The organism is Enterococcus casseliflavus (assembly GCF_029215545.1).
GTDB lineage: Bacteria > Bacillota > Bacilli > Lactobacillales > Enterococcaceae > Enterococcus_D > Enterococcus_D casseliflavus.
Genome location: NZ_CP119393.1, coordinates 2,084,867 through 2,106,719, shown reverse-complemented (window position 1 = coordinate 2,106,719; position 21,853 = coordinate 2,084,867). Strand labels below are relative to the sequence as shown.

Annotated in this window: 19 protein-coding genes; 15 read left to right on the top strand and 4 right to left on the bottom strand. The window is 42.4% G+C overall.

Features of this window, described 5'->3' with window-relative positions; translation table 11 throughout:
* Window positions 1–79: 79 nt before the first annotated feature.
* The 5 genes from P0G38_RS10270 (at window position 80) to glyS (ending at window position 7,388) form a co-directional block, all read left to right on the top strand.
* Complete coding sequence (locus P0G38_RS10270; RefSeq protein ID WP_275850633.1) at window positions 80–2,092, top strand: beta-galactosidase; 2,013 nt, start codon at window positions 80–82, stop codon at window positions 2,090–2,092.
* Window positions 2,092–3,849: a glycoside hydrolase family 35 protein gene (locus tag P0G38_RS10265; RefSeq protein ID WP_275850630.1), complete on the top strand. Its 1,758-nt coding sequence runs from the start codon at window positions 2,092–2,094 to the stop codon at window positions 3,847–3,849. Before P0G38_RS10270 ends, P0G38_RS10265 begins: the two co-directional genes overlap by 1 nt.
* Before the next feature lie 298 nt (window positions 3,850–4,147).
* A complete protein-coding gene (locus P0G38_RS10260; RefSeq protein WP_015509542.1) occupies window positions 4,148–4,387 on the top strand; it encodes a hypothetical protein in 240 nt (79 codons plus the stop codon).
* A 15-nt stretch (window positions 4,388–4,402) separates the two neighbouring features.
* A complete protein-coding gene (gene glyQ, locus P0G38_RS10255) occupies window positions 4,403–5,314 on the top strand; it encodes a glycine--tRNA ligase subunit alpha (protein ID WP_005225852.1) in 912 nt (303 codons plus the stop codon).
* 1 nt (window position 5,315) lies between these two features.
* Window positions 5,316–7,388 (top strand): glycine--tRNA ligase subunit beta, encoded by a 2,073-nt coding sequence (gene glyS / locus P0G38_RS10250; protein WP_275850625.1) that lies wholly within the window; start codon window positions 5,316–5,318, stop codon window positions 7,386–7,388.
* A 145-nt stretch (window positions 7,389–7,533) separates the two neighbouring features.
* Here the strand turns inward: glyS and P0G38_RS10245 are convergent, their stop codons facing one another.
* Entirely contained in the window at window positions 7,534–8,211 is a 678-nt protein-coding gene (locus P0G38_RS10245) for a response regulator transcription factor (RefSeq protein WP_275850622.1), read from the bottom strand.
* A gap of 18 nt (window positions 8,212–8,229) precedes the next feature.
* The gene (locus P0G38_RS10240; protein ID WP_123834839.1) at window positions 8,230–9,375 is read right to left on the bottom strand and encodes a sensor histidine kinase; all 1,146 of its coding nucleotides are present in this window, start codon (window positions 9,373–9,375) and stop codon (window positions 8,230–8,232) included.
* 244 nt (window positions 9,376–9,619) lie between these two features.
* Between P0G38_RS10240 and P0G38_RS10235 the strand changes: the two genes are divergently transcribed.
* From P0G38_RS10235 to P0G38_RS10220, 4 genes are read left to right on the top strand one after another with little or no spacing between them, the layout of a single operon-like run.
* Entirely contained in the window at window positions 9,620–10,849 is a 1,230-nt protein-coding gene (locus tag P0G38_RS10235; RefSeq protein WP_275850615.1) for an efflux RND transporter periplasmic adaptor subunit, read from the top strand.
* The gene (locus tag P0G38_RS10230) at window positions 10,833–11,507 is read left to right on the top strand and encodes an ABC transporter ATP-binding protein (protein ID WP_118214905.1); all 675 of its coding nucleotides are present in this window, start codon (window positions 10,833–10,835) and stop codon (window positions 11,505–11,507) included. The genes P0G38_RS10235 and P0G38_RS10230 overlap by 17 nt, the downstream gene beginning before the upstream one ends.
* Window positions 11,504–12,709: an ABC transporter permease gene (locus P0G38_RS10225; protein ID WP_275850606.1), complete on the top strand. Its 1,206-nt coding sequence runs from the start codon at window positions 11,504–11,506 to the stop codon at window positions 12,707–12,709. Before P0G38_RS10230 ends, P0G38_RS10225 begins: the two co-directional genes overlap by 4 nt.
* A 16-nt stretch (window positions 12,710–12,725) precedes the next feature.
* Window positions 12,726–13,280, top strand: a complete 555-nt coding sequence (locus tag P0G38_RS10220; protein ID WP_275850603.1) for a hypothetical protein — start codon at window positions 12,726–12,728, stop codon at window positions 13,278–13,280.
* 71 nt (window positions 13,281–13,351) lie between these two features.
* Here the strand turns inward: P0G38_RS10220 and rlmD are convergent, their stop codons facing one another.
* Window positions 13,352–14,728, bottom strand: coding sequence for a 23S rRNA (uracil(1939)-C(5))-methyltransferase RlmD (gene rlmD / locus P0G38_RS10215; protein WP_275850599.1), 1,377 nt, complete (start codon window positions 14,726–14,728; stop codon window positions 13,352–13,354).
* 114 nt (window positions 14,729–14,842) lie between these two features.
* Here rlmD and recX point away from each other — a divergent pair, with 114 nt between their 5' ends.
* The 4 genes from recX (at window position 14,843) to P0G38_RS10195 (ending at window position 18,531) form a co-directional block, all read left to right on the top strand.
* Window positions 14,843–15,637, top strand: coding sequence for a recombination regulator RecX (gene recX / locus P0G38_RS10210; protein WP_275850596.1), 795 nt, complete (start codon window positions 14,843–14,845; stop codon window positions 15,635–15,637).
* Window positions 15,630–16,781 (top strand): A/G-specific adenine glycosylase, encoded by a 1,152-nt coding sequence (gene mutY, locus P0G38_RS10205; protein WP_275850593.1) that lies wholly within the window; start codon window positions 15,630–15,632, stop codon window positions 16,779–16,781. Before recX ends, mutY begins: the two co-directional genes overlap by 8 nt.
* 93 nt (window positions 16,782–16,874) lie before the next feature.
* Entirely contained in the window at window positions 16,875–17,408 is a 534-nt protein-coding gene (gene ntdP / locus P0G38_RS10200; RefSeq protein WP_005225863.1) for a nucleoside tri-diphosphate phosphatase, read from the top strand.
* Between the two features lie 160 nt (window positions 17,409–17,568).
* Entirely contained in the window at window positions 17,569–18,531 is a 963-nt protein-coding gene (locus P0G38_RS10195; protein WP_275850588.1) for an N-acetylmuramoyl-L-alanine amidase, read from the top strand.
* A 67-nt stretch (window positions 18,532–18,598) separates the two neighbouring features.
* Here P0G38_RS10195 and P0G38_RS10190 read toward each other — a convergent pair whose 3' ends face one another.
* Window positions 18,599–19,033 carry a GNAT family N-acetyltransferase gene (locus tag P0G38_RS10190; RefSeq protein WP_275850585.1) on the bottom strand — a complete coding sequence of 145 codons (435 nt, stop codon included), beginning with the start codon at window positions 19,031–19,033 and terminating at the stop codon, window positions 18,599–18,601.
* A gap of 145 nt (window positions 19,034–19,178) precedes the next feature.
* On the opposite strand from P0G38_RS10190, the gene P0G38_RS10185 reads away from it, so the two are divergent.
* Together P0G38_RS10185 and P0G38_RS10180 are read left to right on the top strand one after the other, a co-directional pair.
* The gene (locus tag P0G38_RS10185; RefSeq protein WP_005225866.1) at window positions 19,179–20,294 is read left to right on the top strand and encodes an AI-2E family transporter; all 1,116 of its coding nucleotides are present in this window, start codon (window positions 19,179–19,181) and stop codon (window positions 20,292–20,294) included.
* Window positions 20,295–20,406: 112 nt separating this feature from the next.
* On the top strand, window positions 20,407–21,783 hold the full coding sequence (locus tag P0G38_RS10180; RefSeq protein WP_005225867.1) for a hemolysin family protein: 1,377 nt from the start codon (window positions 20,407–20,409) through the stop codon (window positions 21,781–21,783).
* Window positions 21,784–21,853 lie beyond the last annotated feature (70 nt).

Here is a 21,853-nt window from a genome sequence, read left to right as displayed (position 1 = left end):
TGTATTATACTACAACAGAATGAAAAGCCTTACAATAAGAGAGTAGAAATCATTTTATTTTAAAGGAGCGTTCACTTACATGACAAAATTTTTTGATAGAATTCTATTTGGCGGCGATTATAATCCAAATCAGTGGCCGAAAGAGATTTGGGAAGAAGACATTCGGATCTTTAAAAAAGCAAGTATCAATAGCGCGACCGTCAATGTTTTTTCATGGGCAAAGATCCAACCCTCTGAAAATTGTTATGATTTTGAGGAATTGGATCAAATCATCGAAAAATTAAGTACGGAAGGTTTCGACATCGTCTTAGCCACTTCCACAGCTGCTTTGCCAGCTTGGATGTTTAAGAAGTATCCAGAAGTCGCTCGCACCGATTATGATGGACGCCATCATAAGTTTGGGCAACGGCACAATGCCTGTCCCAACAGTTTGGTTTATCAAAAATACGCAGAACGCTTGGCAACGAAATTAGCCGAACGTTACGGCGAAAATCCACAAGTGACTTGTTGGCACATCAATAATGAATACGGCGGCGAATGTTATTGCGACAACTGTGAAAAAGCGTTTCGTGTCTGGTTAAAGGATAAATATCATACGATCGAAGCACTGAATAAAGCCTGGAATATGGAATTTTGGGGTCATACCGTGTATGAATGGGATGAAATCGTGCTGCCAAATGCGCTGTCAGAAGGAATCGGCTATGACAAGACGGCATTTGCAGGAATTTCTATTGACTACCGGCGGTTCAACTCGGATAGTCTTTTAAAAAACTACATGATGGAGCGGGACGCTATTCGGAAAATCGATCCCACAACACCGATTACAACGAATTTGATGGGAACCTTTAAAGGACTGGATTATTTCAAGTGGGCAAAGGAAATGGACCTTGTTTCGTGGGATAATTATCCATCGTACAATACGCCATGGAGCTTAGTAGCCATGACCCATGATTTGATGCGCGGGTTAAAACAGCAACCCTTTATGCTGATGGAACAAACACCTTCCCAACAAAACTGGCAGCCTTATAATTCATTAAAAAAACCAGGACAGATGCGGGCGCAAAGCTATCAAACGATTGCTCATGGGGCAGATACGATCCAATACTTCCAATTGCGACGTTCCATTGGTGCTTGTGAGAAATTCCATGGTGCGGTCATCGAACATGTCGGTCATGAAGACACGCGGGTTTTCCGAGAAACAGCAGCTCTTGGGGCTGAATTAGCGCAGCTCTCAGACATCATTGGCACGCAAACCCAAGCACAGGTTGCTGTGATTTTCGATTGGGACAATTATTGGGCTTTAGAATATACGAGTGGTCCGACCGTTGACCTGAAATATGTGGAACAGATCCATCGCTACTATCGCTATTTTTACGAACAAAATATTGCGGTCGATTTGGTTCCCGTGGATGCTGACTTATCAAAATACAAGCTAGTCGCAGCTCCGGTTCTGTACATGATCAAAGAAGGGATGCAAGAGCGGCTAACTGATTTCGTTATGCAAGGCGGTGCTTTACTTACAACGTATATGAGCGGCATCGTTGATCAATCAGACAATGTTCACTTAGGCGGTTACCCTGGCCCCTTGCGGGAGTTAGCTGGCATCTGGGTGGAAGAAATCGATGCATTAGCGCCAGAACAATCAAACGGGGTTTCGTTAGTCAATGAAGACCTTACAGGAACAAGTAATTTAGTCAGCGATTTGATCCATTTAGAAAACGCCGAAGCGCTAGCGCATTACACGAGCAATTTCTATGCAGGAATGCCGGCAGTGACCAAAAATACATTTGGCGATGGAACCGTCTATTACTTTGGTGGACAGTTGGAAGATCAGCTGCAAGATCAGCTTTTTAAAACGATCGTCGAAGAGTCCGATATTACCCCAGTGATCGAGGAGGCAACAAAACTAGAAATTGCCTGTCGTGAAAATGCAGAGGCGAAATTTTTCGTCATCATCAATTTCCACGAAGAAGCACAACCGCTGCCAGAAATGTTTGTTGGAAAAACGGATCTTCTGACGGGCGAGGTTCTTTCTTCAGAAATGATGCTGACGCAATACACCACCTATATCGTCAAAGAGGAGCGTAACTGATGCGAACTTTTGCTATTGAAGATGACTTTTATTTAGACAACAAGCCTTTGAAAGTGATCTCTGGAGCGATCCATTATTTTCGTGTTGTTCCTGAATATTGGCAAGATCGTTTAGAGAAACTACGCTTGATGGGCTGTAATACGGTTGAAACCTATGTTCCTTGGAATCTTCATGAAGCACAGGAAGGTGTCTATCAATTTGATGGGATCCTTGATTTGCGGCGATTTATCCAAACGGCACAAGAAGTAGGGCTTTATGTCATTTTGCGACCAGCACCTTATATTTGTGCGGAGTGGGAATTTGGGGGACTGCCTTATTGGCTATTGCAAGATCCTATGATGAAGCTTCGGTTTGATTATCCCCCATTTATGGAAAAAATCACTCGTTATTTCGCCCATTTGTTTCCACAAGTGCGGGATCTGCAGATCACCCAAGGCGGTCCGATTATAATGATGCAAGTAGAAAATGAATACGGCAGCTATGCCAATGATAAAGAGTATTTGCGGAAAATGGTGGCTGCGATGCGGCAGCATGGTGTAGAAACGCCGTTAGTGACCTCCGACGGACCTTGGCACGATATGCTAGAAAACGGCAGTATCAAAGACTTGGCATTGCCTACGATCAACTGCGGCTCCAACATCAAGGAAAACTTTGAAAAACTTCGAAGATTTCACGGAGAAAAACGGCCACTGATGGTCATGGAATTTTGGATCGGCTGGTTTGATGCCTGGGGTGACGATCAGCACCATACGACCTCAACACAAGATGCAGTAAAGGAATTGCAGGATTGTTTAGCATTAGGTTCTGTCAATATCTATATGTTTCATGGCGGGACCAACTTTGGCTTTATGAACGGGTCAAACTATTATGAACGCTTAGCGCCGGATGTCACTAGCTATGATTACGATGCCTTGTTGACAGAATGGGGAGAACCTACTGCCAAATACCAAGCCTTCAAAAAGGTGATCGCTGACTATGCGGAAATTCCTGAGTTTCCCTTGAGTATGAAAATTGAGCGAAAAGCTTATGGAACATTCTCAGTGAAAGAACGAGTCTCCTTGTTTTCGACGATCGACACAATCAGTCAACCGATCATAAGTAATTACCCGTTATCGATGGAAGCCTGCAATCAAGCGACAGGCTATATCTATTATCGCTCACTGATTGGGCCTGCTCGGAAGATTGCCGACTACCGTCTGATCAATACGATGGATCGTGCCCATACGTTTATCAACCAGGAACTTTTGCGCATCGATTACGATCAAGAAATCGGTCAAACCTACAGTTTCGATTTATCAGAATCAGAAAACGAGTTGGGGATCTTGGTGGAGAATATGGGGCGGGTCAATTATTCTGTAAAAATGAACCATCAGCACAAAGGCATCAAAGACGGTGTGATCATCAATGGCGCCTTCCAAAGCAACTGGGAAATCTATCCCTTACCGATGGATAATTTGCATGCCATTGATTTCCAAGGAAAATGGCAAAAAGGACAACCAAGTTTCTCACGCTTTGAATGTGTGTTTGATGAATGTGCAGATACCTTTATCGAATTGCCAGGCTGGGGTAAAGGATTTGTCCAAGTCAATGGTCATACGATCGGCCGTTTTTGGGAAAAAGGACCGCAGCAGCGCTTGTACGTCCCAGCACCGTTTTTAAAAATCGGAATGAATGAGATCATTGTTTTTGAAAGTGATGGGAAAATCGCTGATGAGATCGTCTTTCATGATCAGGCGGATTTAGGCCCAGAAGCATAAAAGTTCAAATTAATCATTGACAAACCCTAGCTTCAACTACTATCATAAGGGTAATCGAATCCGTGCTATGATCGGAAGAAAGAAAGAAGACCATTCCATGAAGCGAACTTGGGAGAGTGAAAGCCAAGTTGGAACCTTATTTCGCAGGCGTCCGTGAGCATGATCAATGAAGCTGCCGACTTGTCGGAAGTAGGGTGGAACCGCGAATTTATCGTCCCTATATCTATACAAAGTGTATAGATATAGGGACTTTTTTATGTTTCACACCAAGAATAGTCAAAAACAAAGGAGGGGTTTTATGTTATTTGATATGACGATTCCAGCAAGTGCGTTTACCGAAAAAAAGCTCAAAGTATTAGCAAGTATTCCACTGCAAGTTCGCCTTTTAAAGGATGAACAGCTTTTACATGAATTTACAACGAGTCCAGACCAAATGCTTTACGACTTATCGGATGTTTTAGAAGCAGATGTCGTGGTCGAAGTGAAATTGATCCCTGGATCAGTTGTCGAATTTTATCCTGTCGTCAATGCGTTATAAGAAAGGAAGAAAAAGATGAGTAAACTAACTGTGCAAGAGATGATTTTGACCCTGCAAAAATTCTGGTCCGAAAACGGCTGTATGCTGATGCAGGCCTATGATACAGAAAAAGGGGCTGGAACCATGAGCCCATACACATTTTTACGTGCAATCGGTCCAGAACCATGGAACGCCGCTTACGTAGAACCTTCTCGCCGTCCAGCTGATGGCCGCTACGGGGAAAACCCAAATCGTTTGTATCAGCACCACCAGTTCCAAGTCGTGATGAAGCCTTCTCCTGAAAATATCCAAGAGCTTTATTTAGAAAGTCTGCGTCTTTTAGGGATCGATCCATTAGAACATGATATTCGTTTTGTCGAAGATAACTGGGAAAATCCTTCAATGGGTTGTGCAGGTCTTGGTTGGGAAGTTTGGTTAGACGGGATGGAGATCACTCAGTTTACTTACTTCCAACAAGTCGGCGGCTTAGCATGTAAGCCAGTGACATCAGAGATCACTTACGGCTTAGAACGTCTAGCATCTTATATTCAAGAAGTTGAAAGTGTCTACGATCTTGAATGGTCTGCAGGTGTCAAATATGGTGAGATTTTCCGCCAACCTGAGTATGAACATTCAAAATATTCCTTTGAAGTCAGTGACCAAGACTTGCTTTTAGGGAACTTCGATCGTTTTGAAAAAGAAGCAAAACGCTGTATCGATGAACGCTTAGTTCATCCAGCTTACGACTATATCTTAAAATGCAGCCATACCTTCAATTTGTTGGATGCACGTGGCGCAGTCTCCGTCACTGAACGTGCTGGGTACCTCGCACGTATCCGTAACATGGCACGTCAAGTAGCAAAACTATTTGTAGCAGAACGGGAAAACCTCGGTTATCCATTGCTTGATCCAGAAGTGGCGCAAAAACTGATTGAGGAGGGAAAATAAGATGGCACAAAACCTATTATTAGAAATCGGCTTAGAGGAATTACCTGCGCATGTCGTAACCCCAAGTATGAAACAATTACAAGAAAAAACGGCAGCTTTCTTAGATGCTCATGCGTTGCCTTATACAACGATCGAAGCCTATTCCACACCTCGCCGTTTGGCTGTCTATGTCACCGGTATTCCTGAAAAACAAGCGGATACGCAAGAAGAGGTCAAAGGACCAGCGAAAAAAATCGCATTAGATGATGCAGGCAATTGGTCGAAAGCAGCTCAAGGGTTTGTTCGTGGACAAGGATTGACGACTGATGACATCACCTTCCGTGAATTAAAAGGGGTTGAGTATGTCTATGTAACGAAACATACCCAAGGTCAACCAACCGTTGAGGTATTGAAAGGATTGCAGGAAGTAATCACGAGTTTGACGTTCCCAGTAACGATGCACTGGGCAGACTACGATTTTGAATATATCCGACCAATTCATTGGATCGTCGCACTCTTTGGTGAGCAAGTCATTCCTTTCCAAATCCTTGATATTGTTACCGGACGCGAGTCAAAAGGTCATCGTTTCTTAGGTGAGGCAGTCACGTTTGATCATGCGGACGACTATTTGGAAAAAATGAAGCATCAGTTTGTCATCGCTGATCCAAGCGAACGTCAACAAATGATCACCGCACAAATCAATGCGATCGCTCAAGAAAACAACTGGCGGATCGATTTAGATGAAGACTTGCTAGAAGAAGTGACAAATCTGGTTGAATACCCAACAGCCTTTGTAGGGGACTTTGAAGAAAAATACCTTTCTGTCCCTGAAGAAGTGTTAGTTACTTCTATGAAAGAACATCAACGCTACTTCGATGTCCGCACCCTTGACGGAGAATTGCTACCGCACTTCATCTCTGCCCGCAACGGAGATGCTGTGAAAATCGATAATGTCATCAAAGGAAACCAAAAAGTCCTGACCGCCCGTCTAGAAGATGCTGAGTTTTTCTACAATGAAGACAAAAAACTGACCATTGACCATTGCGTGGAAAAACTTAAGCAAGTCACCTTCCACGAAAAAATCGGCAGCTTATATGAAAAAATGCAACGTGTCGGACTAGCAGCGCAAATCATCGGGAAGACCGTTGGTTTAACACAAGAAGAACTGACCGACCTTCAACGGGCAGCTCAAATCTATAAATTTGATTTAGTGACCAATATGGTAGGGGAATTCCCTGAATTGCAAGGAATCATGGGGGAAAAATATGCCCTGATCCAAGGAGAAAAACCAACAGTTGCCCAAGCGATTCGTGAACACTACATGCCGATCTCAGCCGAAGGAGAATTGCCACAATCAAAAATCGGGGCTGTTTTAGCGATTGCGGATAAATTAGACAGCTTACTTGCTTTCTTCGCTGTTGATATGGTTCCAAGCGGTTCAAACGATCCTTATGCTTTACGCCGCCAAACGTACGGGATTATCCGCATCTTAGCTGAAAAGCGCTGGTACTTCCCATTTGCTCAGTTGCAAGAAGAAATTCGTGAAGCCATTAATGCCCAACCAGAAGTTTTTGGGATTCAACTTGCCGCTGGTCAAGAACAAGTGACCGATTTTGTGAAAGGTCGTCTGCGTCAATTCTTACTAAGCAAAAATACGCGTCATGATGTCATCGAAGCTGTCTTAGGCGCACGTCAAGCAGACATCAGTACGTTGTTTGAAACGGCTCAAATGTTAAGGGAGCATCTGCAAGACACCGACTTCAAACCTTCGATGGAAGCTTTGACACGGGTGATCAATTTAGCGAAGAAAGCTGAATTGGATCAAGCAGCAATTGATCCTGCCTTGTTTGAAAACGACTCTGAAACTGCCTTGTATGAAGCGGTCTTAACAGTAGAGGACAAGTTCCCACATCAAACGATGGAAGAAAACTACCAAAGCTTAGTGGCATTGCGCCCATTGATCGAAGCTTATTTTGATCAAACCATGGTCATGGTGGAAGATGAACAGATTCGCCGCAACCGTTTTGCCTTGTTGGATAAAATCGCGAAGATGAGTCTGGCAGTGGCTAGTTTAGATGCTTTGATTACGAAATAAAAGAAGCTTGCAGTTGCAGGTTTCTAAATAAAAAAAGCTGGAACTGAAAGAATCAGTTCCAGCTTTTTTCTATGTTTCTCGATTTACTTGTGTTCAGTCCCAAGAAAACCGTCCTTTTCGTACAATGAAAGGACGGTTTTTGGTGTTAAATTTTATAGCCGATCCCCCAAACGGTTTTGATATAAGAGGACTTCTTGTGGGTATCGTGCATTTTTTCCCGAAGGTTTCGAACGTGGACCATGATGGTATTATTGGAAGACGTGTAATATTTTTCGTCCCAAACCTCTTGAAACATTTCCTCAGAGCTTACCACTTGGCCTTTTCGCTCCATCAATAATTTTAAAATGGAAAATTCGATGGGCGTCAGGGAAAGTTCTTCTTCTTGCAAGAAACATTTTCGCTTATTGACATCTAATTCCAACTCCCTCACGATCAATTTGTTTTGATCTGAGCCGTTGTATTGGGTCGAGCGGCGTATCTGAGCTTTCACCCGAGCGATCACTTCCAACGGACGAAAGGGCTTGGTGATGTAATCATCGGCACCAATTGTCAAACCAGTGATCTTATCGATTTCCTCAGATTTAGCTGTCAACATAATAATTGGGTAATGATGCTTTTTGCGGATGATTTTACACAGGTCAAAGCCTGTGATATCTGGCAGCATGACATCAAGAATCGCCAAAGAAAAGCTGTTTTGCTCGATCTGTACCTGAGCTTCATTCCCATCTGCACAAGTGATGACAGAAAAATTTTCGTTTCGTAAATAAAAGGCAATCAAATCTGAAATTTCTTTTTCATCTTCAACTAAAAGTATCTTTTCCACTCGTATTGACCTTCCTTTTCAGTTAACTGACTTTCTCGTTTTTTCGTGTTGGTTTGTCGCTAAAGGCAATGTGACGATCATTTGAATCTCATTGTTCTTGCTAGCAGCTCGGATCGTTCCCTGATGCGCCAAAATAATTTCTTTGGCGATCGCCAATCCGAGACCTGCTCCACCTGTCTTGGTTGAACGAGCTTGATCCAGACGATAAAATTTTTCAAATAATGCCTCCAATTGTTCTTGTTCGATCGGCTCACTTTGATTCGCTAGGATAAAAGTTGCTGCTTGTTCGTCCACGGTTAGCTGCATTATGATCGTGGTTTGATCAGGCGCATAGGCAATGGCATTTTTTAACAGATTGTTTAACACTCGCGCCAACTGTTCACTATCGGCTTTTAATTTCAAGCTCTCTGGTCCAGAGTAGCAGATGGTTTGTTCTTTTTCTTTTAGCAGCGGATAGAATTCTTCTTGGATTTGCTTCAGTAAGAAGACGAAATCAAGTTCCCGTTGATACAATTGGATGTCTTGCAGATTAAAACGGGTGATGTCGAAAAATTCATTCATCAGCGTTTCCAAACGCTCAGACTTTTCTAAAGCAATCGTCAAGGATTGCGTCATTTGTTCATTGGTCAAGTTTTTCGTATCCAACAATAGGTTGAGATAGCCGATCACTGAAGCTAAGGGAGTCTTTAAGTCATGCGCCAAATAGGTGATCAAGTCCTTGGTGCGCTGTGTTTCTTCCTTTAAAAGAGCCTCATTGCGGTTCATCGTATCTTTTATTTTTAATAATTCATGATCGATCGCTAGGCTGCCCGTGGAACTTGCTTCCGATTGAGAGAAAAAGAGCTGAATTCCTTCGGCGATCCTTGCAATTTTTTTTCTTGAAACATAACGATAACTAAAATAGCAAATCAAGGTAACGGCAAAAACGAGAAAGAAGGAGAATGCCAAGAACAATTGTTTAATAGGGCGCCAGTCGACAAAGGTACCAACGATCATCCCGCCTTCGCCATCACTTGTTTCCACAACGCCATCTGTAACAAGGTTTGACAAAAAATTATCTAGCACCATTTGAATGAGTCTCGTTTCCTTTAATAGCCATAAGGCACCTACCAATAAACAAAGACCAAACAATGAAAAAATTAATAAAGAGGTTTTCGTACGCATGAAACAGTCCTTTCTAACTCGTTCTTGATTCTTTCTTGATTATAGCAAAGAGGAGTAAGAGCGAATAGCTAATTCTTCTTAAGAATTCTTCATATTAATAAAAAAAGAATGGAAAAATTCTATTTTCTTAAGAAATCTTCAGCAGATATTAAGAGAAACGTTTAAAACAGAAATTGATTCAATGGTTAAATAAAGGTGGTCATTCGATTAACCAATCAGGAAGGTGAGATGTTTGAGAAAGCATATGAACAAATCAAAAAAGAGTTTCATGATCATCAGTAGTTTACTGATCATCGGCAGTTTAGGCTGGACGAGTGCCTGGGGGATTGCTCGTCGTGAAGAACCTTCCATCACTCAAATAACTTTGCAAGATCTGCAACCGAGAGCAGATTTTTACTTAGTAGGAGTCGTTGAACCAGCAAGAACGGTTAAAGTCAAGGTGGATAGCTCAAGAGGATCAGTTGTTGAGAAAAAAGTAGAGGCAGGGGATCAAGTCAAAGCAGGGCAAGCTCTTTTTGTTTACTCTAACCCTGAGGGGGCTTTGGCCATTAAAGAAGCAGAACAGGCGACGGCAAATCGCTCGAGAGCTGTGGAACAAGCAAGACGGCAAACGAATCAAAAATGGGAACAATACAATAAGGTCACGAATCAGCTGGAGGAGACGAAACAAAAAATTGCCAGTGCGGAAGAAGAGGACAAAGAAGGGCTGGAAGATCGTAAAACCGATTTGGAAATGCAGCAAAGTCAATTACTGCTAGAAGCGCAAAACTTGGAAAGCAGCATTGGCGATGCCGAATTAGAGCTGGAACGGGCAGAATTAGAACTACGTTCAGTCAAAGAGCAACATGGCTCAGACGTCGTGGAAGCCGAAATTGATGGAATCGTTAAAGACGTGGACGAGCGACAAATGAATCGAAGCGCAAGTGAAGCGGCTCCAGAGAATCCTTTTATGACGATCGTTGATACCAGTCGGCTCTTTTTAAAAGGGACTGTGGATGAATTTCGCCGCAATCAACTTGAGCCTGGTCAAAAAGTTGAACTTAGAGACCGTAATGGCGGCAGTCAGCGATGGACTGGAAAGATCACCCGAGTTGGGGATATGAAAGAGCCTTCGGTAGTGGTTGAAGAACAAGGCGCAAACCCTAATTTGTCGCAATTTAGTTTTGAGGTCGTTTTAGATGAAAGTGAAGAGCCACCTAGTATTGGCATCCATTGTTTTGTAGAACGCATTGAGGAAGAGCAAACCGCGATCAAGCTGCCCAAATCTTTCGTGTTTTATGAAGAAGATAGGCCCTTCATCTACGTCGTTGAGGACTATAAAATCAGTAAACTATCCGTGGAAATCATGGAAGATGAAACGGATGAAGCCATGTATCTGTTAGAAAGTGAACTGGATATGCAAGTGGTGCTCGTCTTCCCAACAGTTCGGATCCAAGAAGGAATGGATGTGAAACCAAATGATCCAACTGATTGATGTCTGCAAAACGTTCCCACAGGGCACTAGCGAAATTCACGTTTTGAAAAAAATCAACTTAACAATCAATGCTGGCGAGTTTGTTTCCATCATGGGCCGATCAGGATCAGGCAAGTCGACCTTGATGAATATTATTGGCTGTTTAGACACGCCAACAATGGGCAGCTATCTACTCGATGATAAAAATACCAGTCAATTGAGTGAAGATGAACTGTCCGAGATCCGCAATCAAAAAATCGGCTTCGTGTTTCAAAATTTTGAACTGTTGCCCAAACTATCCGTTTTACAAAATGCTGCCTTACCGCTCTTGTATGCTGGTGTCAATCAGGAAGAACGAACGACTCGAGCAATTCACGCCTTAGAAAGTGTCGGATTAAGGGATCGGATCGATTTTAGGATCAATCAGTTGTCAGGGGGGCAAAAACAACGAGTAGCGATCGCTCGGGCATTAGCAGGAGAAGCAAATGTGATTTTAGCAGATGAGCCGACGGGTTCTTTAGATACCGCTAATAGTCATGAGATCATGGCGCTATTTACTAAGCTGAACCATCTAGGAAAAACAGTGGTTTTGATTACCCACGAACAAGAAGTCGCGGACTATGCAAAGCGGCAAATCGTCATTAAAGATGGTGAAGTTGTTGAGGAGGGCGCAAGATGACCGAAAATATTCGCTTGGCCATTCACGCAATCTACCAGAATCGTTTGCGTTCCTTGTTGACGATGCTAGGAATCATTGTCGGGATTGCCTCTATCATTTCCATTGTGAGTATCATCAACGGAAATACTGAGAACATGAAAAAGCAGCTGATTGGTGGTGATACTAACTCGATGCGGATTGAATATGACGCCAGAAGTGCTTTTTTAGCGGGCGAAAGCGGCAGAAATGATCGTTTGCCTGATTACTCCCCGCAACTATCAGAAGGAGAGCTGCAAAAGTTGCTGACCATTGATCACGCCAAGAACGTTAGCTTGTTCTATGAAGCCAATCTGACAGTTTTCCAAAGAGACCAGCAAACCGATACGACAGTGCTAGGCATGGATCGCGGATTCTTTGAAATTTTGCCCCATACGATCCTTGCTGGCAGAGCAATGACTGAAACCGAATTGCAGACACAAAAGCAAGTTGCGGTGATTACGAAAGATTTGGCGGAAATTTTTTTCTCGTATCGTGATCCTATCAATCAACTGATCGAAATCAATGGGACGCCCTTTCGCATCGTTGGCGTAGCTGTTTCTGACACGGAGCAACTGTCAGGGAAATATGTCTTCATCCCTCGAGGCAGCCAAAGTTTCGTCGAAGGAAAGCTCAACCAAAGGCCAACAGTGCTGTTTCAGGCAACGAATGCGGACGTCTTAGAATCAGCAGTCGTTCAAGCCAGCCATGAATTGACCAAGAGTATTCCGCCTTCAGATTTTGTTTTTTCCATCCGCAACTATGATGAAGTGCAGAAAATGACCGATGATATCAATAGATCGAATATGATTTTACTGGGGGGAATTGCTAGCATTTCCTTACTCGTTGGTGGGATCGGAGTAATGAATACGATGCTGGTCAGTGTGACAGAGCGTACCAGAGAGATCGGTTTGAAGAAAGCATTGGGTGCCAAACGTAAAGTGATTTTGCAGCAATTTTTGACAGAAGCAATCGTTTTATCGGTGATCGGCGGGCTGATTGGCATCATCGTCGGTCTGTTGATCAGTCTGATCGCTTTGCGTCTGTTAGAGTATCCGATGACGATCTCATTGTTATCCATTTTGATCAGTGTGTCATTTTCAATGCTGATCGGTACTATTTTTGGTTACTTACCCGCTTATAAAGCGTCGAAATTAAAACCGATCGAAGCATTACGCTATGAATAAAAGGAAGGTGTTTTTTATGATAAAAAAACAAACAGTAATTATCTTGTTTGTGGCATTACTTAGTGGTTGTGGTGTTGCTGCGAATGATCCACAGACAAACAACGACAACGTACCCATCAACAACCAAGTCAATACGCCGCAAACGCAAACAAGTCAAAGTGGAGACGAGACCCAAAATAATCACGATCAAACCGATCAGACAAAAGTGCAACAAGTGACTCAGACTGATGCAGAGCGAGCGAATGAGGAATTGGCACAAGCAGATGAAACGGGCACACTCATTCTTATTGATGGTGATCGTTTTGAGATGGAATTGACGAACATTTCTCAAGGAACAGGGGAAGACGGCGAAGTCTTTGATATGGCGATCGCATCTGAGGAAAGATTATCTTTTACGATTACTAGCGAGACTGAGATAAAAGTAATTCTATATGATGCACAATCGCATAATTCTCGAATCGTGGAGGGGTCACGTGCGGATCTGCAGCTTGAACGATCGGTAAGTCTTTATGGGCAGCGAGTAGGGGACACCTTTATTGCCACGAAAGTCCTCGTCTTACAAATCAATTAATCGTTATGCTTAAAAGACAACGAAAACAATATTCGCCTGACAAATCACAAGATGATTTGTCAGGCAAATGATTATTTGCGAGTCAATTTTACCACTACTTCGCAGCGGGCGGTTTGTGGAAACATATCTACTGATTGCAGATATTCTACGTGAAACACTTTGGCTAATTGGACCAAGTCTCTTGCTAAAGTAGAAACATTACAAGATATATAGACCATCTTCTTCGGTGGTTGTTTCAGCAAAGCTTGCAATAATCGTTCATCCAAGCCTGTCCTTGGCGGATCAACAATGATGCTATCAGGTTTGAAGCCTTCATTAAACCATTTTGGTAAGAGCTCCTCAGCAGTTCCCGTTTCATAATGGGTATTTTGGGCACCAATGCGGCGTGCATTTTCTTGGGCATTTTCAATTGCTTGAGGAATAATGTCCATGCCGCGGACTTCTTTGGCATATGGAGCCACGCTCAACCCAATCGTTCCCACACCGCAATAGGCATCAACGACTGTTTCATTTTTGCTCAAGCCAAGGGCTTTTAACCCTTCTTGATACAAGATGCTGGTTTGCTGTGGATTCAGCTGGAAGAATGCGCGGGCGGACAAGTCGAAGGTCAGTTCATTCAACCGTTCTTCGATCGCTTCTTTGCCCCAAAGATGAATCGTTTCCTCTCCCATGACGACGGACGTTTTTTTGTTTTGCACATTTTGCATGATGGAAACGACTTGCGGCAAGCGCTGATTGATCTCGCGAATCAGCGCATTTTTTTGCGGCAGTTTGACAGAGTTGGTAATAAACACGACTTGAACTTCGCCAGTCGCGATCCCGATACGAACCATCAATGTCCGTAGAATCCCGCTGTTTTTGCGTTCATCGTAAATCGGGATCTGGTATTTATTCAACAATTGGACGATGCCGTTGATCACTTTTTGCGTATCTTGTTCTTGTACGAGGCAATCATCAATGGCGACTAAGCGATGAGACTCCATTTCGTATAAACCCGCTTCGATTCGTTTGGTTTGACTGTTGTAACGCAATTGAAATTGTGCTTTGTTGCGGTAATGCCAAGGAACATCCATGCCTAAAGTATCCCTTAGTTCAAACTGTTGGTAGCCTTTTGGCTTAAATTTTTCAAGTGCTTGTTTCAATAGGTCTTTTTTGAAGTCTAATTGTTTGTCGTAGACTAAGTGCTGCAATTGGCAGCCGCCGCACCGGTCGTAAAACTTGCAGGGTGGTTGGATGCGATCGCTGCTTGGCTTGATGATTTTGGTCATCTTAGCTTCAGCAAAGCGGGGAGATGCTTTGGTGACTTCGGCAATGACCTGTTCCCCCGGTAGAACACGGGGAACAAAGATGATCAGCTTTTTGTAATACCCGATGCCTTCTCCGTTGATCCCCAAGCGTTTGATCGTTAGTTGTAGTTTTTGTCCAAGCTGGACTTGTGTATTTGCCATGTGAACTCCTTAAATAAAATAGTCAGTTCATTTTACCACATTTTTTCAGCTTGATTAGAAGGAATTTCATCGTAGTTGTGGTAAAATAGAATGTACGTTCGCGAGGTGAAGAAGATGAATACAATTATTCGTATCAATAAAGGAAAAGGACCATTTTATGAAGTGGCGACATCAGAAGGTGAATCACTGCGGGTCTCAGAAGATCTTTTGGTCCGTTTTCGGCTATTAAAAGGCAAGGAACTGAGTGAAGAAGAATTAAAAGAAATCAAAAAAAGTGCGGGGTTTGATTTAGGATTGCAGCAAGCAATGAACTATATCAGCTATCAGCTGCGTTCTGAAATGGAAGTCCGTACCTATTTGAAAGACAAAGAAATCGAAAAACAAGACCGAGACTTAGTCGTTGAACGTCTGAAAGAGTTGAATTTGATTGATGACAAAAACTACGGAGAAAGCTACATTCGCACCCAAGTCCGCATGAGTGATAAAGGACCCGTGGTCATCAGTCAGCAATTGAGAAAAAAAGGATTAAAAGATTCCGTGATTCAGGAAGTATTGCCTTTGTATACCGAGGAAATGCAGTTTGAAGTCGGTTATCATACGGCTGAAAAAGCGATGCGTCGTTTTCACAACAAAAGCCATAAAGAAATGATCCAAAAGATAAAAATGCATTTGATGCAAAAAGGTTTTCATCAGGAAGTCATTCAGATGATTTTGGATGAATTACCGATGGAAAAAGATGAGGACCAAGAAAATGAAGCGCTCCAAAGAGAAGGGGCCCGACTTATGCGGCGGCATCAGCGGTTACCGTTGATGAAACGAAAAATGAAAATCAAGCAAGGCCTTTATCAAAAAGGGTTTGCCATCGATGATATACAACGATTCTTAGATGAGGAAGTAATGGATGAGTAAGCAATGGGAAACTTGGGATGAAGAAAAAATCAAGACGTTCCAAGAAATATTTTTAACTTGGTATCATAAAGAAAAACGCAATCTGCCTTGGCGGGCGACCAACGATCCGTATGCAATCTGGATCTCAGAGATCATGCTTCAACAAACACGAGTGGAGACAGTGATTGGCTATTTCTATCGTTTTATGGAACAATTCCCGACGATCCAAGACTTGGCGGCAGCCGAAGAACAAAAGCTTTTAAAGGTTTGGGAAGGTTTAGGTTATTACTCTCGTGCCCGTAACCTTAAGGCTGCCGCCCAGCAAATCGTTGCCGAATTCGACGGAGAAATGCCCCAATCAATTGAAGAGATTCGCTCATTAAAAGGAATTGGTCCCTACACAGCTGGAGCGATTGGCAGTATTGCTTTTGGCTTGCCAGAACCGGCAATCGATGGAAATGTGATGCGGGTCGTCAGTCGGTTATTTTGTATCGAAGCAGATATTGCGAAAGCCAGCAGCCGAAGACCATTCGACGAGGCGATGAGAACGATCATTTCCCCCGATGAACCTGGTGAGTTTAATCAAGCCTTGATGGATCTTGGCTCACGAATCTGTACACCCACCACACCGAAATGTGAAGAGTGTCCCATCAGTCAGTATTGTCTTGCTTATGCGGAGAATCGACAAACAGACTTTCCAGTGAAATCGAAAAAAGCAAAGCCAAAAGATGTCTATTACATCGCAGGCGCCATCGAAGATCAAGGCTCGTTTCTACTCGTACAGCGACCTGAAACAGGCTTATTGGCCTCTATGTGGCATTTTCCGTTGGTAGAAGTGACGAAAGAACAGTACGAGGCTCTGCAGCGAACATGGGCAAAAGAGGAGCAGCTACAGTTGGATTTGATTGCCGAAGATGATGCGCTCGAGATTTTTCCTGATCTGCCTGTTGTTTGGCAAAAACGACATTTTGGTGAGATCACTCATATCTTTAGTCATTTGAAATGGCACGTCCTTTTATTTTACGGCAGAAAACGGGGAGAAATCCCGTTACAAGACAGCGAATGGGCTACCAAAGAATCCTTTGAAAACTATGTTTTCCCAAAACCCCAGCAGAAATTGGTGGATCAATTAAAGAAATATCAGAAACTCGATAAAGATTTCTAGGCAAAGCTTTCTTTTATTGCTATAATATTAACGATGTCGGTGTAATGAACACCCAAACAAAACGCAAGTTTTCTTGCTGAGGGAAGGGTTGCTATGCGAGTTCCAAAAGAAGGAGAGTTTGTCAGCATTCAAAGCTACAAACATGACGGCAATTTGCATCGAACGTGGCGGGATACGATGGTCTTAAAGACCAGTGAATTCTCAGTGATAGGGGTCAACGATCATACATTAGTGACCGAATCAGATGGAAGACGCTGGGTTACCCGTGAACCAGCAATTGTATATTTTCATAAAAAATACTGGTTTAATGTTATTGCAATGATTCGAGAAAAGGGGGTTTCCTATTATTGTAATCTTGCTTCACCGTATTTACTTGATGAAGAGGCATTGAAATATATCGATTATGACCTTGATATCAAAGTATTTCCTGATGGCGAGAAACGTTTACTAGATGTGGATGAGTATGAATTGCACAGTAAGATTATGCAATATCCGCAAGACATTGATTTTATCCTGAAAGAAAATGTCAAAATTTTAGTAGATTGGATCAATAATGGCAAAGGACCCTTTTCGCAAGGGTATGTGGACATTTGGTATGATCGCTACAAGCAGTTGTCTCAAAAATAAGTGAAATGGGTCGGATCGCTCATTTTTCCCAAAAAACTTCAACCATTTCGGTTGAAGTTTTTTTGTGCTGTGAGAGGGTTGCTTCTAGCAGTTGCCTTTAAGTTCTGTTTAAGCTGCTAGTCCCATGATAGAAAGACCAAGAAAAAAGTGGGGGAAGCAAATGAAGAAAAAAGGGAAGCTTGTTATCGGTACTACCATGATTCTACTTTTTGCGGCAGGTTTTGCTGTGTTGAGAAATGATCATTTTGTTCAAGAAGAGACCCAAAAAAGCACGGCTCAAACCGAGTCGGACGCTCAAGCAGAAGAGGTCGCACAAACGGCAAGCATGGTCCAAATTTACGTGGATCCCTCAGAATACGATGCAGCGATTGAAAGTGAGAACGATTATGTATCGATTTATCAGACAACAAGTCAAGAAACCGTCATCGGGAAGATCCACCGTGGAAGTTGGGCAACCGTACTTAGTCAAACAGAAGAGATGGTTGAAATCCAAACTGACGATGGAATAACGGGTTACATTGAAAAGCATTCTGCATCCATCCAAGAAGTTCCACTTTCGGAGACTCCAAAAAAATTGTCAGACTTTAAAGTCGTTCTTGATGCGGGGCACGGCGGCGAAGATTCTGGGGCACTGTCAACGGATCAAACGATCATGGAAAAAGATTTGACGTTAGCCACCGTCCAAACCATCGGCGAAGTACTGACCCAAGCGGGCATTCAAGTCAGATATACACGCACCGAAGATCGCTATTTAGCGCTGTCTGAAATTACTGCAGCTTCACTCTCGGAGGAACCAGATCTATTTATCAGCATTCATTTCGACAATTCAGAGCTACCAAACAGCAATCAAGGACTGACAACTTACTATTACTATACTGGGGCAAAAGAGATGGCAGAAACGATCACTTCCAGTTTGAGTAGTTCAGTGGCATTGAGTTCCAACGGCACTCGTTTTGGTAACTATTATGTTTTACGAGAGCAATATATTCCAGCAGTTTTGTTGGAGTTAGGCTATTTGAACAGTGACACTGATTTAGCGGTGATTACAAGTGAAGGCTATGATCAAAGGGTGGCGCAAGCGTTGCTGACAGCGATTGAAGAGATCGTTGAAGCAGAGGAATAAAAAGCAGCGACCCCAAAACAGAGGAAGAATCTGTTTTGGGGTCGCTGCTTTAAGTAATCACTGCTCGTTAAAAGGTTTTGCTCATTTTGATATGGGGCATATCCGCGTCTAAAAAGACATCGCCTTCAGGCTGATAGCCTAACTTCAAGTAAAATTCTTTGGCAGTTAACTGTGCCCCTAACGTGACTTTTTTGATTCCTTGTTTTTGAATGAAAGCTTCCGCTCCCTTGATCAACTGTCTGCCGTAGCCTGAACCTCGATGAGCAGCTGGCACCGCCATTCGCTGTAATTTCACCTCATGATCAGAGATCGGTAAAAAACGTAAGGTTGCGACTGCTTCATTGTCATCGTCATATAAGACGAAATGAACAGCCAATGCCTCATTTTCATCTACTTCTAATGCTAATGGAACCCCTTGCTCTTTTACGAACACTTGATTTCGTATTTTCAATGACGCCAAATAGATCTCACTTAGCGTATCTTTTGTTTGTGCGATATGCATAAAAAAAACTCACCTCAGCTATGATTTCTCCGTTATTTTTATTAGTATACCACTTTTTTTACAAATTTCTTTTTTTTTGCGGCTAAAGTCGCAAGCTTTTTTTTACAAAATCAACTATAATGTTATAAAAAAGGGAGGGAATCTTTTGTTCGACAAATTCAAACAATCAAAACTGTTCTTTTGGTCATTGGAAGCATTGGTTTTAGTGACACTCGTGTTTGTGTTAAGTAAAGTCAATTTTCTATTTGCACCGATCGGCACGTTTTTTTCTACTTTATTTGCACCAGTATTGATTGCTGGCTTTCTGTATTATCTGCTAAATCCAATCGTCCTATTTTTGATGAAAACCACAAAAATAAAACGACTGTTTGCTGTCATATTGGTTCTATTGTTATTAGTAGCAGCAATCATCTTGATTTTCGTCAGCGTTATTCCTAATCTGGTGAGTCAGATTACTTCATTGGCGGAAAATATTCCAACATTTGCCAAAAATATGGAAAGCTGGATCTCAAGAATCGCAGATGATCCATTTTTCAAACAAATCGATATCGCGCAGCAGTTAGAAAACCTAAATCTTTCTTATGGTTCTTTGCTGCAGCAGTTTCTTAGTGGGTTATCCACTAGCTTAGGATCGATCGTCAGTACGATTGCTTCCGCGACGATGATCATCGTTACAGTCCCATTCATCCTTTTCTACATGTTGAAGGATGGAGAAAAGCTAGTTCCTAATCTGAAAACAGTCTTTCCAGAAAGAAGACGCGAGCAGATTGTTGGGTTGCTAGGTGATTTAAACAAGACACTATCCAATTACATCAGTGGGCAAGCGATCGAATGTATTTTTGTCGCTACCTTCACGTTTATTGGGTACTGGATGATCGGCGTCAACTATGCCTTTCTTTTTGGGGTGATCGCAGGGGTCACAAACTTGATTCCTTATTTAGGTCCGTATCTTGGCTTGATTCCAGCAGTCTTAGTAACGGTCTTTGATGAACCGTTCCGCGCATTGCTGTGCTGTGTCGTGGTACTAGTCGTCCAACAATTAGATGGAAATGTTATCTACCCGAATGTGATCGGAAAATCATTAGCGATCCATCCATTAACGATCATCTTGGTTTTATTGGTCGCTGGAAATCTGGCAGGTTTGCTGGGAATTTTCTTAGGAGTACCGTTTTACGCAATTTGTCGGACGATCGTGGTCTTTATTGTTCGTCTGATCAAAGATGACAAAATCAAGAAAAATCAAGAACGGTTGATCGAGTAATCAATGACTGGTGTTTTTTATTGCAAAGAAAAAAACTTTGTGATAGGATTTTATCGTGGGCTAAGCCCACGATTTTTTTTAGAATATGAAAAAATAAGGAGAGAATGCTATTATGAATGCTGACCCCGAGAGTCAGTCGCTTCTAGCGCAAATTTTATTATTGATCGTTTTGACATTGATCAACGCTTTTCTAGCGGCCTCTGAGATCGCAGTCGTCTCAGTCAACAAAAACCGTGTGGAGCAAAAAGCGGAAGAAGGAAATGTCAAATCACAAAAATTATTGAAAATCATTGATAATCCAACAAATTTCTTGTCAACGATCCAAGTTGGGATTACCTTGGTGAATATCTTATCTGGGGCATCTCTGGCAGATACCTTGTCGACCCGTCTGGCACCTTTATTAGGTGGAGGAACGGCGGCTAAAAGCTTAGCGAACATTATCGTTTTAGCGATCTTGACCTATGTGTCGATCGTTTTCGGTGAGTTGTATCCAAAACGTATCGCCATGAACAAATCAGAAGAAGTTGCCCAGTTCACTTCTGGTGTGATTCGAACGATCGGGATTATTGCAAAGCCCTTCGTCTGGTTCTTATCTGCTTCAACAAGCTTATTGGCGCGGATCACTCCAATGGAATTTGACGATGAAGACACAAAGATGACCCGTGATGAAATGCGGTATATGTTGGAAACAGAAGGGGTCTTTGAAGAAGATGAATTAGAGATGCTGCAAGGGATCTTTTCATTAGATACGAAAGTCGCCCGTGAAGTCATGGTTCCTCGAACTTCTGCCTTTATGGTGGATATCAATGACTCAGTAGAAGAAATTTTGACTGAAATTTTAGCAGAAAATTATTCTCGTATTCCTGTATATAATGAAGATAAAGACAAAGTCGTTGGGATTTTGCATACCAAAAATCTTTTGAAATGTGCCTACAAATACGGCTTTGAAACAATGGACATCAAGCAGATCTTGCAAGAACCACTGTTTGTTCCAGAAACAGTCTTTATCGATGATTTGCTTTATGAATTAAAGAAAACCCAAAACCAAATGGCGATCTTGCTTGATGAATACGGCGGAGTCGTTGGGTTAGTTACATTAGAAGACTTGCTTGAAGAAATCGTCGGTGAGATCGATGATGAATCCGATGAGGTCGAAGAGCTTTATGAAAAAATCTCTGATAAAGAATACGTGATTCAAGGTCGGATGCTGATCGATGATTTCAATGAAGCTTTCAATATGAGCTTGCATATGAGCGACGTCGATACGATGGCAGGCTACTTGATCACTGCTTTAGGAATGATTCCAGATGAAGGAGAAAAACTTTCCTTTGAAGTCGATAACGTGAAATTGATCTCTGAAGAAATGGAAGGATCACGTGTCTTGAAGATCCGTGTAATCTTCCATGATCCAGAAGAAGGCGAAGTGGAACCAGAAGAAGAACGCCGCTATTTCCGCAAAGATTTTGAGGAAGATGAGCCTCGCCGTTAAAGTTCCGCATGAATGAAATGAGAAAGACCAAGGCAACTGCTTTGGTCTTTTTTGTTCCTTTTTTTTACTT

What these genes read in the sequence shown, in the direction of transcription:
- P0G38_RS10270 (WP_275850633.1), top strand. Translation starts at nt 80, where the DNA reads ATGACAAAATTTTTTGATAGAATTCTATTTGGCGGCGATTATAATCCA.
- P0G38_RS10265 (WP_275850630.1), top strand. Translation starts at nt 2,092, where the DNA reads ATGCGAACTTTTGCTATTGAAGATGACTTTTATTTAGACAACAAGCCT.
- P0G38_RS10260 (WP_015509542.1), top strand. Translation starts at nt 4,148, where the DNA reads ATGTTATTTGATATGACGATTCCAGCAAGTGCGTTTACCGAAAAAAAG.
- glyQ (WP_005225852.1), top strand. Translation starts at nt 4,403, where the DNA reads ATGAGTAAACTAACTGTGCAAGAGATGATTTTGACCCTGCAAAAATTC.
- glyS (WP_275850625.1), top strand. Translation starts at nt 5,316, where the DNA reads ATGGCACAAAACCTATTATTAGAAATCGGCTTAGAGGAATTACCTGCG.
- P0G38_RS10240 (WP_123834839.1), bottom strand. Translation starts at nt 9,375, where the DNA reads ATGCGTACGAAAACCTCTTTATTAATTTTTTCATTGTTTGGTCTTTGT.
- P0G38_RS10235 (WP_275850615.1), top strand. Translation starts at nt 9,620, where the DNA reads ATGAACAAATCAAAAAAGAGTTTCATGATCATCAGTAGTTTACTGATC.
- P0G38_RS10230 (WP_118214905.1), top strand. Translation starts at nt 10,833, where the DNA reads ATGATCCAACTGATTGATGTCTGCAAAACGTTCCCACAGGGCACTAGC.
- P0G38_RS10225 (WP_275850606.1), top strand. Translation starts at nt 11,504, where the DNA reads ATGACCGAAAATATTCGCTTGGCCATTCACGCAATCTACCAGAATCGT.
- P0G38_RS10220 (WP_275850603.1), top strand. Translation starts at nt 12,726, where the DNA reads ATGATAAAAAAACAAACAGTAATTATCTTGTTTGTGGCATTACTTAGT.
- rlmD (WP_275850599.1), bottom strand. Translation starts at nt 14,728, where the DNA reads ATGGCAAATACACAAGTCCAGCTTGGACAAAAACTACAACTAACGATC.
- recX (WP_275850596.1), top strand. Translation starts at nt 14,843, where the DNA reads ATGAATACAATTATTCGTATCAATAAAGGAAAAGGACCATTTTATGAA.
- mutY (WP_275850593.1), top strand. Translation starts at nt 15,630, where the DNA reads ATGAGTAAGCAATGGGAAACTTGGGATGAAGAAAAAATCAAGACGTTC.
- ntdP (WP_005225863.1), top strand. Translation starts at nt 16,875, where the DNA reads ATGCGAGTTCCAAAAGAAGGAGAGTTTGTCAGCATTCAAAGCTACAAA.
- P0G38_RS10195 (WP_275850588.1), top strand. Translation starts at nt 17,569, where the DNA reads ATGAAGAAAAAAGGGAAGCTTGTTATCGGTACTACCATGATTCTACTT.
- P0G38_RS10190 (WP_275850585.1), bottom strand. Translation starts at nt 19,033, where the DNA reads ATGCATATCGCACAAACAAAAGATACGCTAAGTGAGATCTATTTGGCG.
- P0G38_RS10180 (WP_005225867.1), top strand. Translation starts at nt 20,407, where the DNA reads ATGAATGCTGACCCCGAGAGTCAGTCGCTTCTAGCGCAAATTTTATTA.